Here is a 14,155-nt window from a genome sequence, read left to right as displayed (position 1 = left end):
CTGCCGTCCCGCTCCGGCGTACTGCCGCGGTCACCCTGGTCAGCCGCGAGCGCTGCCCCGCGATCAGTGCCGCAGGAGTCCGGTCGTCTGGATCGTCTCCACGTGCCCGGTCGGCGGCGCACTGCGGTGCAGCTCAAGCCCGACGTCGACGACGACGGAGCGCTCCAGGGTCGAGACCTGTGCCATGGGTGTCCACTGCGCCAGGTCGGTCGTGCCGGACGTCTCGGATCGAAGCTCACCGGCAACGATCCGGGCCCGGTAGAAGATGGCCAGCATGTGCAACTCGACAACATCCCTGTCGTTGCGCTCCACATTCCTCGTACGCGAGTTCACACCGAGCAACTGCTCGACCTGTGCCTCGTACCCCGTCTCCTCAGTCACCTCCCGCACGACGGCGTCGAACGGATCCTCGGCGTGCTCGACCCCGCCGCCGGGCAACGTCCAGTGCCGCCGAGCACCGTCGGGCGAAACCCAACGGGCGAGCAGCACGTCCTCATCCCGGAGACACACCGCGTACGCGGCGACCCGGAGCCGTTGCGTGATCACGGTGACCAGGATGTCGCAGTCTCGGGGGAAGCGCTGCCCTCGAACGGGTTGAACGGTTCTGTCAGAACGATTCTCCTGGGATTTCGGCGGTCAGGCTGCCGGCGCGCAGGGCCGATCGCCGACCTGAGCCGCTTGGCTGCTTCCCACCTGATCGGGTCTGTCAGGGCGCTGACCTAGCCCTGCGCGCATACCTCATCGGTCGTTCGGTCCGTCGAGACGACGGCTGCCTGATCGTGCGCGGTTACGGCAGCCAGCGGGCCGTGTACCAGAAGGCCGCTGGGCGGGCCTGGGCGCACATCACGGCCTACGTTGTCTTCGTCGGCGGTTACGACCCCGGGTTGGACGTGCACACCTCTGTGGAGTGCGTGACTGCATCGAACCCACTCACCTACAGCAGGTGGCCCGCGCCGAGAACTGCCGCAGCCGCACCCAGCAACCGCGCTGTCGCAACGGGCACGAGCGAGAGATCGATCCCACGAGTGGCCGGAACCGCACGGTGTGTCGCGCGTGCAACAGCGAGGCCCAGAGAAGGTGGCGGGTGCGCCAGGCCGCAGAGGTTGCCGCAGCCCGGGCCGCTTACGGGCGCCAGGTTGGTTGAAGCCCTCCCGGCAACCGGCTGAGTGAGCACGTGAGCTGGGCATCGGGTCGCTTCTGTCCTGGCTCCGTGAGACTGGCGAATGTTGACCGCTACGTCGATCAGGTCATCCGCCTGCTCACCGCCTCGGACGCCGGTCAGGAGCGGGTGGGCCGGTAGCGGTCATGTGGTGCCACGAGGCTTCCCTGGTGACCGGTCCGTATGATCCGGCGATGATCAGTGAGTCGTTGCGCCCCGGCCCGGCGGCCACCGGGCGTCGACCGCCCAGCATCAGCGCCAGCGTGCTGCTGTTCGCGTTCTGGTGGGTGTACGTGCTTGCCGTTGACATCGCGCTCCTGGCCGAGGTCGGCGGCGCCGGGAACTGGCTCGCCCTGGGTGGCTGCACGGTGGCCGTCGGTGTCCTGCTCCGTGGCCTCCGGCGCGGGGGTCCGACCGCGTGGCGGGTGGCCCAGCGATTCGCCGTGGGCGTCGGGCTCGCTTTTCTCGGTGGTGCCGGGACGATGCTGCTGTTCGGGCCGCGTCTCGGGTCGCTGATCACGCCGCCGGTCGAACCCGTTGTCGTCGTGGGGATGCTGGGCGGGCTGCTGGCGGTGCTGGCCCTGCTCGTCAGCGGGCTGCTGCTCCGCACCGCTTCGGCCCGGGCCTGGTGCGGTCGCTGATCGCTCATCGACCAGGATGGCGCCATGCACTCGATCTTCACCGGCCGGCTCCTGCTGCCCCTGCTGTCCCCGCTCCGGCGTACTGCCGCGGTCACCCTGGGGGACGGAACTCCGGTGGCGGTGCTGCGCCGCAAGTTCGTGTCCAAGCGGCACCAGTTCGACGTTCTTGATGCTGGAGCTACGACGCTGCTCGCCACCGGTGCCGCCACCAGCTTCGCGAACGACCATCACCGGCTGATCGGACCGCGTTCCGAGGTCATCCTGGAATACCTGATCGACTATGCGGGTCGCCGGCGGGGGACGGTGACTCTGCCGGACGGCCGGGTGTTCACGACCGAAGGCGACCGCAATGCCCAGCATTTCGCCATCACCGACCGGTCGGGCCGCCCGGTGGCCACGCTGGTGACCACGAGCAGCGCCTTGTCGATGCGGTCGGCGGACCTGGTGCTGGACGTCGGTGCGCAGGTGCTGACGCTGCTCGAAGCGATCGGCATGGCGCAGTGCCTGCTCACCGTGGTCAACTCCCGGCGGGGCGACGCGACCTGACCGGCAGTCGGCGCCGCCGACCTTCAACCAACTCCCAGGGGTACGGCGGCGCGAACGCCATCGACATCCGGGCCGCCGCCGGCAACCGGTCACCGCAGACTGGGAACCGCTGCGGCGGCTCCTCCGCCGTGCCGCTCGAGCAGCTGTCGCGCGGAGCCAGGACAGCTTTAGGTGGATCGTTACAACATCCTGAACCATTACGCACAAGAACTGTCATTATGATGCATGCCCGCTTCACCCCCTTTGTGGCAGCTAATTATCGGATTACTGTTACCGGCAAACCGGTAATGCGTCCAGACGGCGAAGAGGAGCTTGTGGCAGCGCGCGAGTTGGTGAGTTGACCGAGCTCTCAAGGACCTCAAGGTCCTGGGGTCAGCTCAGGTAAGCGACGACATCTGATCCACGCGCCCGCTCAGGGCCGGAGCCAGCGATCGAACCAGGCGCGGGTCCGGCGCAGGACGTCGAGTTGATGGTTGCGTTCCCGGACCGAGTGGCCCTCTCTCGGGTAGATCACGAACTCGTGCTCGACGTCGAAGTGGCGCAGCGCCCGGTGGAGGTACACGGCCTGCCCGAGGGGAACGTTGGTGTCCTCGGCACCGTGCAGGATGAGCACCGGAGTGCGGATGCGGCTGGCGAAGGAGATCGGGCTGACCGCGTCATGGGGGTGTGGGCCGATGCCGGACCAGCCGGTGCTGCCACCGAGCGCGGCTTCGAACTGGCCGTTCTCCCCGGTCGCGGCGAGCATGCCCCAGTCGACGACGCCGGCACCGACCAGCGCGGCGCGGAAGCGGTCGGTCTGGCCGACGGCCCAGGCGGACATGAAGCCGCCGTGACTCCAACCAGCGATGCCCAGCCGGTCGGGGTCGGCGATGCCCTGAGCGATGAGCAGGTCGATGCCGGTCAGGATGTCGGTCCACTCCTGCCCTCCGACCCGACCGGCGACGCTGGCGGCGAACTGGTGACCATGGCCCTGGCCGCCGCGCGGGTTGGGCAGGAACACCGCGTAGCCGGCGGCGGCCAGCCACTGTGCGCTGGGGAACCAGAACAACTGGCACCGATCGGCGTAGCGGTCGTAGGGGCCTCCGTGCACGATTGTGACCAGCGGGAACGGGCCTTCCGATGCGGCCCTTCCGACCGGCAGCACGAGCAGACCGTCCAGGTCGAGGCCGTCGGCGGCGCGGTAGGCCAGCGGTTGTTGCGTGCCGAGTGCGATGCCGTCCAGGTCCGGGCGGGTGTTGGTGATTCTTCGCAGCGGCCCGGTCAACGGCCCGATGTGAACGTTCGGGGGTTGATAGCGGGTGCCGGTAATGGCGGCGATCTCTGTGCCGGTAGGAGTGGTGGTGACGTTGTCGAGGCGTCCGGGGTGATGCGACAGGGTGGTGAGGCCGGCGGGGTCGAGCCGGGCCAGTGTTGTGTTCAGACCGTCGGCGCACACCACCAGCGGGGCGGCACCGGTCTGGCAGAGCTGGGTGGGGCACATCGAGAGACCAGCTGTCCGGTTGCGCAGGACGCGGCTGTCCACGGCCAGGTCGAACACGGCGGTGCCGGCCTGCAGCACCGGTGGGGTGAGCGCGACGTAACCGAGGTGCCAACCGTCCTCGCCCAGCCACCAGGCTAGAGATCGTGCGTCGGCCGCGACCGGGCCAAGGTTCTCCGCACTCCCGGTCGTGGGGTCGAACAGGTGCAGTTGGCCGGTGCGCGGGCCGTGGTCGTTGTCGGCGCTGGCCCAGGTGAGCACGGCAAGTGGGCCGCCGCCGGGACGTTGGCACAGTTCCACGACGTGCCGGTCGCCGAACACACCCGGGGTGGTGACCCGGCCGGTGCGCAGGTCGAGCATCCGCAAACGGGCACGCGATTCGCGCTCGCCGACGACGACGGCATCGTCTCGGTCCCGGGCTCGGCGCGCGTCCTGCTCGCTGGGTCCGTCCTCCGCGAGCAGAGCGACCAGGTGGGGGTCGCTGAGCGGCAGATGGTCGACGACGCCGGTTCGCCAGTTGGTCACCGTGGTCACCGCGCCGTTGGCGGGGGTGAATCTGTGTAGCTGCGTGGTGCCGCGGTCGGCGCGGTCGGACAGGAAGAACAGCGTCTCCGAGTCGGCCGCCCAGAGCGGCCGGGACTCGGTTGCGGTGTCGGCTGTCGCCCGGCGCGGCGCGACGGCGTCATCGGTGCCGGCGAGCCAGAGTTGGGTGTCGAGGTGGTCACCGGCCCGGCTGATGGGAGCGAGGACGTAGCAGAGCAAGCGCCCGTTCGGGGCCAGCGCCGGGGTCTGCGGGGCACAACCGTCGACCACGACCTCGGCGGTCAGACCCGTCATGCGATCAGTCTGCCAGCATCGACACATGTTCTCAGTGGAGGAACGCGACCTGATCCGGTGGTGGCTGCTGCACCTGGCGGAACAGGACCCCGCTGTCGTCGCCGCCGCGATCACCGGCTCACACGCCACCCCGCCAGCTACGCCAAAGGCGCCCACCTACTGCCCGCCGACATCACCGGCCCGCTCGAAACGACCCTGGTCCGCTCCACTGATGAGCCGAGTTACGCCGTGCGCTCTCGGCTGCCGCAACGTCCCTGACCGCGGAACTCACTCGCACGGACCCGACCCTGGCCGAGCGACTACACCCGATTCTCACCGAGATCGCCGCGATCAGTCGACGGCCACCGGGCAGCAGGCCACCCGCCCAGGTGCCGCAGCAACGCTGAGGTCCAAACGCTGCACGTCTCGCAAGGTCGGCGGCACCGCCGATCGACCGGTCAGGATCCTGGTTGGGCTCCAGGCCCGGGCAACAGGTCGATGTCCGTAGCCCGCATGGGCTCTTCGCACTCCGAGCACCGCAGCTCCACGTGGCTGATCTTGCCGCAGGCGTGGTGGCGGTAGAGCACCGGCGGGCCGGCCTCGCCCGCCGTCCACCGATCACCCCACCGCACCATCACCAGCAGCAGATCGCAGAGCTCCCTGCCCTTGTCGGTGAGCAGGTATTCGTGGCGGACCGGCCGGGCTGAATACTCACGCCGGGTCAGGACGCCCTGTTCAACCAGCCAGCTCAGCCGTTCGGCGAGCACCTTGCGGGACATGCCGAGGCCCCGCTGGAGTTGGTCGAAGCGGTGCGTGCCGGCGTAGACGTCCCGCAGGATCAGCGGAGACCACGGCTCACCGATGACGTCGAGGGTGCGGGCGATAGAGCACGCCATGGCGCCGAACTGCGTTCGTTGCATGACGCCACGATACGCAAAGGTGGTTCCTTCAAGGAACTGACTCTGTTAGCGTCACATCAGTCCATCCCCTTAAGGAACGGACTGGCCCTGTCCCCCTCTCCACACGCGAGTGGAAGCCGAAGGAAGGCCCGCATGAACCATCCGCCGATCGTGCCGACCAGGGACTGGCAGGACGCGGTAGACGCCCTGCGCGTACGCGAAAAGGCACTCACCCGCCAGCTCGACTCAGTGGCTGCGGCGCGTCGCCGGCTGCCGATGACGTCGGTCGAGCAGGACTACGTGTTCGAGGGCCCGTCCGGGCCTGCCAGTCTGAGCGACCTGTTCCAGGGCCGCCGCCAGCTCATCGTGTACACGTTCATGTGGCACGGCATCGACGCCGTCTGCTCCGGCTGCTCGATGTTCACCGACAACGTCGGACACCCGGCCCACCTCAATGCCCGTGACGTCAGCCTCGCGTTGACGTCTCACGGCCCACTGGACGACCTGCTGGCGGTGCGGCGGCGAATGGGTTGGGACCTGCCCTGGTACTCGTCGCTGAACAACAGCTTCAACGCCGACATGGGCACCGGTGACGGATTCGCGCTGAACGTCTTCCTCCGCGCCGACGACCGGATCTTCCGCACCTACACCACCACCGCCCGCGGCGTGGAACGGCTCGGCAGCAACTGGACCTTCCTCGACCTGACGCCCTACGGCCGACAGGAGACCTGGGAGGACTCGCCGGAAGGCTGGCCGCAAACCCAGCCCTACCGGTGGTGGCGACTGCACGACGAGTACGACACGACCGGGGATCCGTCATGACGGTCGACACGCCAGTCGCTGAACTCCTCTTCCAGCAGGAGGATGCGACACCCTTCAACACCGACGCGGCGACACTCAAGCCGTGGAGCCAGGCACTGGCCTGCCTGCGGTCGGCGCACAAGTGTTGGCTGTTCACTGTGGGACCGGATGGTCGGCCACACGCCGCGCCGGTGATGGTCGTGCTGGTCGACGGGGCGCCGTGCATTGCGAGCCGCCCGCACTCCCGTAAGAGCCGAAACCTGGCTGGCAACCCCCGCGCTGTCATCACGGTGAGCAGCGAAGATCTCGACCTGGTGGTGAGCGGTGAAGCTCACCAGGTGTCCGGCGGGACCGCACTGCGCCGGGTGGCTGCCGCCTTCGTCACAAAGTACGGCTGGACGTTCGACATCAGGGACGGCCGGGTCCACGACGAGAGTCTGCCCGGATCACCCGAGTACGCCTTCCACCAGGTCTCCCCGGTCCGGGCTTTCGGCTACGGCACGGACGGGCTCACCGCGACCCGTTGGCGGTTCAACCGCACCTGAGGTCACGCCGAGCCCGTCCGCCGCTGGTACGTCTAGGGCGACACTCCTCGACGTCCGGGCCGCCGGCCTGCGATCAGTGGGCGGGCTCGCCGAACCAGCGGGAGAGGTGTTGGTCCAGGCTCTGCTGATCGTCACCGACCCAGGCGACGTGACCGTCGGGGCGCAGCAGGACACAGGGGAAGTCCAGCTCCGCGGTGGGATCCGTCAGGTGATCGACCCGGTCTGACCAGCCGCCGACGGTCAGGCGTTCGGTGCGGTCCAGCAGCAGGCCCCGGCCGCGATGCAACAGATCGTAGAGGTTGCCCTGTTTCACGGCGACGTCGGGCAGGCGGCGACCGAGCAGGTCGGGGCCTGCGCCGAAGTCGTACCGGATGCCGGTCGCGGTGATCTTCTCGATCAGGTGGCGGTTCACCTCGTCGACGTCCATCAGCTCGGTGAGCAGCCTGCGCACGGCCTGCGGGCCTGGTTCGGGGGACAGCAACTCCATCTGGGCTCGGGTGTTGTCCAGCACGTCCGCGGCGACCGGATGACGTTCGGCCTGGTACGTGTCCAGCAGAGCCTCCGGCGCCCAGCCCCGGATGTGCGCGGCCAGTTTCCAGCCGAGGTTGAAGGCGTCCTGAACGCCCAGGTTGAGGCCCTGTCCCCCGATGGGCGGATGGATGTGGGCGGCATCGCCGGCCAGGAGGACGCGGCCGACCCGGTATCGGTCGGCCAGCCGGGTGGCGTCCCCGAAGCGGGACAACCAGCGCGGGGAGTGCACACCGAAATCGGTTCCGGCGATGGTGCGCAACTGTTGTTGGAAATCCTCGAGGGTGGGCGCCACCGCACGGTCGCTGACTCCCGCGGCGGGGACAACGACGCTGTAGACCCCGTTGCCTGCGGGCCGGAGCCAGAAGGGGTGATGGTTTTCGCGGATCGCGTTCACCGTGGCGGCGATCTCCTCCTGCGGCGCGCCCACCTCCATCTCGCCCATCAGCGTCTCGGTCCGTGCGGGCTCCCCGGGAAAGCCGACGCCGAGCAGTTTGCGCACCGTGCTGCGCCCGCCGTCACAGCCGACGAGATAGCGCGAGCGCAGTTGCTCCCCGTCGGTCAGCTCGACTGTCACACAGTGGTCGTCCTGCTCGATGCCGACGACCGCGCGACCACGCCGAACCTGCGCGCCCAGTTCGATCGCATGCTCTTCGAGCAGGCCGACGATGACTGGCTGCGGGATACCCAGCAGATAGGCGTACGCGGAATCCAGGTCTTTCGGTGCGGGTTTGGCGATGGCCGCGAAGAAGCCGGCGGCCGGCCGCTGCCTGCCGTGCGGGAGGACGCGATCCAGCAGGCCGCGCATGGCCAGCAGTTCGAGGCTGCGGACATGCAGACCGACGATACGGACGTACGAGGCGGGCTCGGTTTCCTTCTCCACCACGAGGACCCGTACGCCGTGCAGCCGCAGTTCGGCGGCCAGCATCGCACCGGTCGGCCCGCACCCGGCAATGATCACGTCGAAGATGAGGGGCGGGCGATCCGCACTGGTCGACGGCGACTCGACCCCGTTTTGAGACGCGGGCTCGGCGGTGAATTGTTGAGGGCGCATGGGTGTTGCCTTTCGGGAGGGCCTTGTTGGCGGGGCGCTCCCGGCGACACCTACGTCAATCGCCCGGTCGTGACGGGAAGGGGGAGCACCCACATCGCTGCATCGTTCATGGGTCTCACCTCCTCGGGCGGGTCACGTCACCTGCAAGCTACAAGCCCGACCATCGTCCCGCCAGCTCTTTTCAGTCATGGTCACGGGCCCACGCCTTCTCGTCCGCGCGGCGTTCGCGGCGCTCGCCCTGTCGCCGTCAGCGGTCCTGCGGTCGGGTCAGCGATCGGTGGAGCCACTCGGCCATCAGCGCGCGTTCGGCGTCGGTGAGCCCCGGGAGGTCGGGCAGCACCGTCGCGAATGTCACGGCGACCGCGTTCGTGGCCGTGTCGGGTGTCGCCGGAGTTGTCGCCAGGATGCTGGTGAGCACAGCGTCGAGCATGGCCTCGCTCAGACCGGGGTCGCGCTGCTCCGGGGGCACTCCCAGCAGGGTGAGGATGGTTCCGTTGCCCGCAGAGTGGATCATCAAGAGTGCGCGCTGTTCGTCGACCCGCAGGAGGCCGGCTGCGGCGAGTCGCCGAACGCGGCGACGCAGCACGTCGAGGCCCGCGACCGTCGCCGGTGAGGGTGCGCCGCTCCCCCGCGTCGCGATCAGCGCGTACAGCTCGGGGTTCGCCAGGCCGAAATCCACGTGCGTACGCCATCCGGCGCGCAGGTCCGCGACCGGGTCACCCGCCGCGACGTCCGCCGCGACCGACTTGCCGCTGACGTAGGTGGCCATGACATGTTCGGCGACGGCGTCGATGAGGCCGTCCTTGTCGCCGAACAGGCGGTAGATGGTCGGGGCCTGCACCCCTGCGGCCTGCGCGACGGCGCGCGTCGTCACCGCGTTCGCGCCCTTCGCGCGCAGCAGTTGGGTGGCTGCCGCGACGATCCCGGAGCGGACGTCGTCGCGGGATGCCGTGTCCTGCGTCGTCACCATGAACCAATGCTAACAGCGCCTTGTTATCTACGGAATATCGGTGTTAACGTCAAGGGCGAATCGCCGATAACAAGGGAGCTTTCATCATGTTGGTCGTCACCGGTGCCACTGGTCAGCTCGGGTCCCAGATCGTCGACCTGCTCCTCGACCGGCTGCCACCCGAGGCCGTGGGCGTGAGCGTGCGCGACGTCGACAAGGCCGCGGGCCTCGCCGAGCGCGGCGTCCGGGTCCGTGCCGGAGACTTCACCGACCCAGCCACACTGGAGCGCGCCTTCGAGGGTGCCGAGAAGGTCCTCGTCGTGTCCACCGCCATCCGGGGCAGCGGCGCGATCGTCGCGAACTGCGCTGCCATCGACGCCGCCCGGGCCGCGGGAGCCAAACGGATCCTCTACACCAGCCACCAGGCCGCCTCCAGGGACTCGCTGTTCGCCCCCCAGCCCACGCACGCCGCGACCGAGGAGCACCTGGCCGGCCTGGGAGTTCCCTTCACCGCACTGCGCAACGGGTTCTACGTGAGCACGCTCAGCTACTCCATCGGTGCGGCGCTGGAGACCGGGCAACTCGTGGCGCCGGCGGACGGCCCGGTGTCCTGGACCGCACATTCCGACCTGGCCGAGGCCGCAGCCATCGCAATGGTCGAGGAGGGCCTGCTCGATGGCGTCACGCCCGCGCTGACCGCAGCGGAGGCGCTCGACCTCGAAGCGGTGGCCGGGATCCTCGCCGGGATCACCGGCCGCGCCATCACCCGAGTGGTCGTCGGCGACGACGAGTGGAAGGCCGATGCCGTCACGCATGGCATGCCCGCGGCAGCCGCCGAATTCACCCTCGGCCTGTACCGCGCAGCGCGACGGGGAGAGTTCGCCGTCACCGACCCGACGCTGGAAACCCTCATCGGTCGTCGACCGACGTCCGTCCGTTCGGTGCTCGAGGCCATCGTCTCCCAACGGTGATGCGTGCTGACGAGCACCGGGCCTGCGAGCCGCTGAGTTGACCCTCGACCGGGTCGAGGCCCGACCATCGGCGACATGGACAACCAGCCGACACCCGACCCGACCATGACCCGCATCGGTGCGGCGGTGCAGCTCGGCCGATCAGGGCAGAAGGCTCTCGCCCGGGACGCCCTCACCGCGCTGTGGGACGAGATCGGCCCCACCGGCGACGCCTTCCACCGCTGCACCCTCGCCCACTACCTCGCCGATCTCCAGGACACCACCGAAGCGGAGCTGGTGTGGGACGAGCGCGCCCTGACCGCCGTGTCCGACCTGACCGACGAGCGCGCCCAGCGTTACCTGTCCTCGCTCCAGGTCCAGGCGTTCCTGCCGTCGCTGTACCTGAATCTGGCCGACTGCCACCGGCGCCTGGGCAACCCCGCCCAGGCCCGGGAGCACCTGGCCCGGGCCGGCGAACACCTGGTGCACCTGTCCGACGACCCGTACGGCGAGGCCATCCGCGCCGCCATCCGCGAGTTCGCCGCGGACGACCCGAGCGACGCCCGGCGGTGACGGTCGGCGGGGCCTGACGGCGATCTGTAGGTTGTCTTCTTGACGGGCGGCTGACGTGTAGCTAAGTTTCAGCCACCCGGACTGAGAGGCGTCTATGCAGACCCGACTCGTTACCGCGACCGCCTGGGCGGCCACACTGGTGGCCACCCTCGCTTCCCTCCCTGCCCACGCCGCCACGCCGGCGCGCCCGCCGAATGCCGAGCACGGCTGGGTGACGTCCACGCTGCGACACATGAGCCTGGAGCAGAAGGTCGGCCAACTCTTCGCCACCTACGTCTACGGCGGTGACGCCGTGGACCCCAGCGCCACAGACCGGGCCGCGAACCTCGCCGCCTTCGGTGTGGAGACCCCGGCCGAGGTGATCGAGCGGTACCACCTGGGCGGCGTCTGCTACTTCTCCTGGTCGCACAACCTGGACAGCCCTCGGCAGATCGCGACCCTCTCCAACGGACTCCAGCAGGCCGCCCTCGGCGACGGGGCAAAGGGCAGGGTGCCGCTGCTCATCTCCACCGACCAGGAGCAGGGCGCGGTGGTGCGAATGCCCTCCCCCGCCGCCCAGTTCCCCGGGTCGATGGCGCTGGGTGCGGGGCGGTCGGCCCAGGCCGCCCGGACGGCGGCGGAGGTCACCGGACGCGAGCTGCGCGCCGTCGGCATCCGACAGCCGTACGCGCCGATCGCCGACGTCAACGTCAACCCGGGCAACCCGGTGATCGGGGTGCGGTCCTTCGGCGCCGACCCCACCCTCGTGGCCGACCTCACCGCCGCCCAGGTCACCGGTTTCCAGGACCGGGCCGGGGTGACCGCCGCGGCGAAGCACTTCCCCGGTCACGGCGACACAGCCACCGACAGCCACACCGGTCTCCCGGTGATCAACCACAGCCGCGCCGAGTGGGATCGGATCGACGCGCCGCCGTTCAGGCGGGCCATCCGCGCCGGTGTGGACACGATCATGACCGCGCACATCGTGGTCCCGGCGCTCGACCCGTCCGGCGACCCCGCGACCTTGTCGCCCACGATCCTCACCGGCGTGCTGCGTGGCGAGCTCGGTTTCCGGGGCGTCATCGTCACCGACGCGCTCAACATGGCTGGCGTACGGGCGAAGTACGGTGACGAGCGGGTGCCCGTCCTGGCGCTCAAGGCCGGCGCCGACCAGCTCCTGATGCCGCCGAGCCTCGCGCTGGCGCGGGACGCGGTGCTGCGGGCTGTCGCCACCGGCGAGCTCACCGAGCGTCGGATCGACGAGTCGGTCCGACGCATCCTCGGCGTGAAGTATCGCCAGGGACTGGCCCGCTCCCCGCTGGTCGACGTGGAGAAGGCCGTGCGGACCGTCGGCGCTCCGGAGCACCTCGCCGCCGTCACCCGGGTCACCGACCCCACGCTCACCGCCGTCCGCAACGACGCCGGAGTGCTGCCCCTGCCCCACGCCGACCGGTCGGTCCTGATCACCGGCTGGGACAGCGCTGCCTTCGCCCCGGTCGCGACGGTCGCCGCCGGATTCACCGCGCGTGGTGCCCGAGCCACCGCACGACCGGCGACCCTGCCCTCCGACGCGACGATCGCCGCCACGGCGAGCCAGGCCGCCGAGCACGACCTCACCGTCGTGCTCGTGAACAAGGCGTGGGACACCGCCGTCACCGACCCGCGAGCCACCCAGCAGCGCCTGGTCGCGGCGCTGCTGAGCACCGGGAAACCCGTGGTCGTCGTGGCCGTCCGCGACCCGTACGACATCGCTTACCTGCCGGGTGTCACCACCTACCTGGCGACGTACTCGTACACCCGTGCGGCGATGGACGCCCTCGTCCGCGCGCTGCACGGCGAGTTGTCCCCGAGCGGACGACTGCCCGTCACGATCCCCAAGGCCGAGGGGGCGGGCTCCGTGCTCTACCCCTACGGCCACGGCCTGAGCTGGTAGGAGGCAAGCATGCAGCGGAGGAATCTCCTCATCGGCGCGGTCGGCGCGGGCGCGCTGGGGGCGGGAACGCTCGGTGCGGGACCGGCGTCGGCCGGCTCCCGTGCCCGTCGGGTCCGCACCGGCCTCGACGAGCTGGTGTCGTCCGGGTTCGCCGAACTCGCCGGTCAGCGTGTGGGCGTCGTGTCCAACCCGACCGGGGTCGACGCGTCCTACCGGCACCTCGTCGACCTGATGCACGGCTCCGGTCGGGTGCGACTGGTCGCGGCGTTCGGCCCCGAGCACGGCTTCCGCGGCTCCGCCCAGGCCGGCGGCAGCGAGGGAACCGGCGTCGACGCACGCACCGGCATCCCGGTGTACGACGCGTACGGCGCCACGCAGGCCCGGTGGGAAGCCATGTTCACCGAGGCCGGGGTGGACACGGTGGTCTTCGACATCCAGGACGTCGGAGTCCGCTTCTACACCTACATCTGGACCATGTACACCTCGATGGTCGCCGCGGCCCGGGTCGGCAAACGCTACGTCGTGCTGGACCGGCCCAACCCGATCGGCGGGCGGCCCTACGGGCCGTTGATGACCAGCCCGTACACCTCAGGAGTCGGCCTGAAGGAAATCATCCAGCAGCACGGGATGACCGTCGGGGAGCTGGCCCGCTTCTTCAACGCCACCTTCCTGCCGGCCGAGGCGGGACGACCGGTCGACCTGCACGTCATCCGGTGCCGGCACTGGAAGCGCGACGCCCTCGCCGCCGACACCGGCGTGCCCTGGGTGATGCCCAGCCCGAACATGCCCACCCCGGACACCGCTCTGGTCTACCCGGGCACCGGGCTGTTCGAGGGCGTCGCGTCGATCACCGAGGGGCGCGGCACGACTCGCCCGTTCGAGCTGATCGGCGGGCTGGCGACGGACTTCGACCACCACTGGGGTGACCGGCTCAACGCCCGGAACCTGCCCGGGGTCGAGTTCCGCGAGGCGTACTTCTCGCCGACCTCGGCCGGGCAGAAGCCGGACCTGCTCAACAAGCTCTGCGCCGGCGTCGAGGTCAAGGTCGTCGACCCGGCGGTGTACGACCCGATCCGCACCGGCGTGGCCATGCTCGTGGAGGCGCACAAGTACCCGGCGTTCGCCTGGCGACGCGACTCGTGGGACACCGTGCGCCCGTACTGGATCGACAAACTCACCGGGTCGCCGCGACTGCGGACCCAGATCGACGCCGGAGCTGACGTGGACGACGTCGTCGGCGCCTGGGCCGAGGAGTTGGCCACCTTCAACCGGCAACGCCGGCCCTACCTGCTCTACTGAGGAGCG

The 14,155-nt window shown here is 69.8% G+C and carries 13 protein-coding genes; 8 read left to right on the top strand and 5 right to left on the bottom strand.

What is annotated here, in order from left to right; all coding sequences use genetic code 11:
* Positions 1 to 63 precede the first annotated feature (63 nt).
* Entirely contained in the window at positions 64 to 546 is a 483-nt protein-coding gene (locus AC3CF1_RS02850) for an NUDIX hydrolase (RefSeq protein ID WP_197699641.1), read from the bottom strand.
* 807 nt (positions 547 to 1,353) lie between these two features.
* Here AC3CF1_RS02850 and AC3CF1_RS02845 point away from each other — a divergent pair.
* Both AC3CF1_RS02845 and AC3CF1_RS02840 read left to right on the top strand, forming a co-directional pair.
* Entirely contained in the window at positions 1,354 to 1,800 is a 447-nt protein-coding gene (locus AC3CF1_RS02845) for a hypothetical protein (RefSeq protein ID WP_157743983.1), read from the top strand.
* 24 nt (positions 1,801 to 1,824) lie between these two features.
* Positions 1,825 to 2,346 carry a hypothetical protein gene (locus AC3CF1_RS02840; RefSeq protein WP_355161112.1) on the top strand — a complete coding sequence of 174 codons (522 nt, stop codon included), beginning with the start codon at positions 1,825 to 1,827 and terminating at the stop codon, positions 2,344 to 2,346.
* Positions 2,347 to 2,758: 412 nt separating this feature from the next.
* Here AC3CF1_RS02840 and AC3CF1_RS02835 read toward each other — a convergent pair whose 3' ends face one another.
* Positions 2,759 to 4,660 carry an alpha/beta hydrolase family protein gene (locus AC3CF1_RS02835; protein WP_488449454.1) on the bottom strand — a complete coding sequence of 634 codons (1,902 nt, stop codon included), beginning with the start codon at positions 4,658 to 4,660 and terminating at the stop codon, positions 2,759 to 2,761.
* 437 nt (positions 4,661 to 5,097) lie between these two features.
* Entirely contained in the window at positions 5,098 to 5,559 is a 462-nt protein-coding gene (locus tag AC3CF1_RS02830) for a winged helix-turn-helix transcriptional regulator (RefSeq protein WP_354981892.1), read from the bottom strand.
* Between the two features lie 132 nt (positions 5,560 to 5,691).
* Here AC3CF1_RS02830 and AC3CF1_RS02825 point away from each other — a divergent pair, with 132 nt between their 5' ends.
* Positions 5,692 to 6,360: a DUF899 domain-containing protein gene (locus AC3CF1_RS02825; RefSeq protein ID WP_488449453.1), complete on the top strand. Its 669-nt coding sequence runs from the start codon at positions 5,692 to 5,694 to the stop codon at positions 6,358 to 6,360.
* Positions 6,357 to 6,884: a pyridoxamine 5'-phosphate oxidase family protein gene (locus AC3CF1_RS02820; protein WP_488449452.1), complete on the top strand. Its 528-nt coding sequence runs from the start codon at positions 6,357 to 6,359 to the stop codon at positions 6,882 to 6,884. Before AC3CF1_RS02825 ends, AC3CF1_RS02820 begins: the two co-directional genes overlap by 4 nt.
* A gap of 73 nt (positions 6,885 to 6,957) precedes the next feature.
* Here the strand turns inward: AC3CF1_RS02820 and rox are convergent, their stop codons facing one another.
* Both rox and AC3CF1_RS02810 read right to left on the bottom strand, forming a co-directional pair.
* Positions 6,958 to 8,382, bottom strand: coding sequence for a rifampin monooxygenase (gene rox, locus AC3CF1_RS02815; RefSeq protein WP_488452031.1), 1,425 nt, complete (start codon positions 8,380 to 8,382; stop codon positions 6,958 to 6,960).
* Positions 8,383 to 8,713: 331 nt separating this feature from the next.
* The gene (locus AC3CF1_RS02810) at positions 8,714 to 9,436 is read right to left on the bottom strand and encodes a TetR/AcrR family transcriptional regulator (protein ID WP_088948179.1); all 723 of its coding nucleotides are present in this window, start codon (positions 9,434 to 9,436) and stop codon (positions 8,714 to 8,716) included.
* 86 nt (positions 9,437 to 9,522) lie between these two features.
* Between AC3CF1_RS02810 and AC3CF1_RS02805 the strand changes: the two genes are divergently transcribed.
* The 4 genes from AC3CF1_RS02805 (at position 9,523) to AC3CF1_RS02790 (ending at position 14,149) form a co-directional block, all read left to right on the top strand.
* Entirely contained in the window at positions 9,523 to 10,386 is an 864-nt protein-coding gene (locus AC3CF1_RS02805) for an NmrA family NAD(P)-binding protein (protein ID WP_355161124.1), read from the top strand.
* Positions 10,387 to 10,461: 75 nt separating this feature from the next.
* Positions 10,462 to 10,938: a hypothetical protein gene (locus tag AC3CF1_RS02800; RefSeq protein WP_355161126.1), complete on the top strand. Its 477-nt coding sequence runs from the start codon at positions 10,462 to 10,464 to the stop codon at positions 10,936 to 10,938.
* A gap of 94 nt (positions 10,939 to 11,032) precedes the next feature.
* A complete protein-coding gene (locus AC3CF1_RS02795; RefSeq protein ID WP_355161127.1) occupies positions 11,033 to 12,850 on the top strand; it encodes a glycoside hydrolase family 3 protein in 1,818 nt (605 codons plus the stop codon).
* A gap of 9 nt (positions 12,851 to 12,859) precedes the next feature.
* The gene (locus tag AC3CF1_RS02790; RefSeq protein ID WP_488449451.1) at positions 12,860 to 14,149 is read left to right on the top strand and encodes an exo-beta-N-acetylmuramidase NamZ family protein; all 1,290 of its coding nucleotides are present in this window, start codon (positions 12,860 to 12,862) and stop codon (positions 14,147 to 14,149) included.
* Positions 14,150 to 14,155: the final 6 nt, after the last annotated feature.

The organism is Micromonospora sp. MGP-C2, from assembly GCF_057766525.1.
This window is presented reverse-complemented; position numbering and strand designations above follow the sequence as displayed.

Excerpts from the sequence above, each read along its gene's own strand:
- AC3CF1_RS02845 (WP_157743983.1), top strand. The coding sequence starts at position 1,354 with ATGATCAGTGAGTCGTTGCGCCCCGGCCCGGCGGCCACCGGGCGTCGA.
- AC3CF1_RS02840 (WP_355161112.1), top strand. The coding sequence starts at position 1,825 with ATGCACTCGATCTTCACCGGCCGGCTCCTGCTGCCCCTGCTGTCCCCG.
- AC3CF1_RS02835 (WP_488449454.1), bottom strand. The coding sequence starts at position 4,660 with ATGACGGGTCTGACCGCCGAGGTCGTGGTCGACGGTTGTGCCCCGCAG.
- AC3CF1_RS02830 (WP_354981892.1), bottom strand. The coding sequence starts at position 5,559 with ATGCAACGAACGCAGTTCGGCGCCATGGCGTGCTCTATCGCCCGCACC.
- AC3CF1_RS02825 (WP_488449453.1), top strand. The coding sequence starts at position 5,692 with ATGAACCATCCGCCGATCGTGCCGACCAGGGACTGGCAGGACGCGGTA.
- AC3CF1_RS02820 (WP_488449452.1), top strand. The coding sequence starts at position 6,357 with ATGACGGTCGACACGCCAGTCGCTGAACTCCTCTTCCAGCAGGAGGAT.
- AC3CF1_RS02810 (WP_088948179.1), bottom strand. The coding sequence starts at position 9,436 with ATGGTGACGACGCAGGACACGGCATCCCGCGACGACGTCCGCTCCGGG.
- AC3CF1_RS02805 (WP_355161124.1), top strand. The coding sequence starts at position 9,523 with ATGTTGGTCGTCACCGGTGCCACTGGTCAGCTCGGGTCCCAGATCGTC.
- AC3CF1_RS02800 (WP_355161126.1), top strand. The coding sequence starts at position 10,462 with ATGGACAACCAGCCGACACCCGACCCGACCATGACCCGCATCGGTGCG.
- AC3CF1_RS02795 (WP_355161127.1), top strand. The coding sequence starts at position 11,033 with ATGCAGACCCGACTCGTTACCGCGACCGCCTGGGCGGCCACACTGGTG.
- AC3CF1_RS02790 (WP_488449451.1), top strand. The coding sequence starts at position 12,860 with ATGCAGCGGAGGAATCTCCTCATCGGCGCGGTCGGCGCGGGCGCGCTG.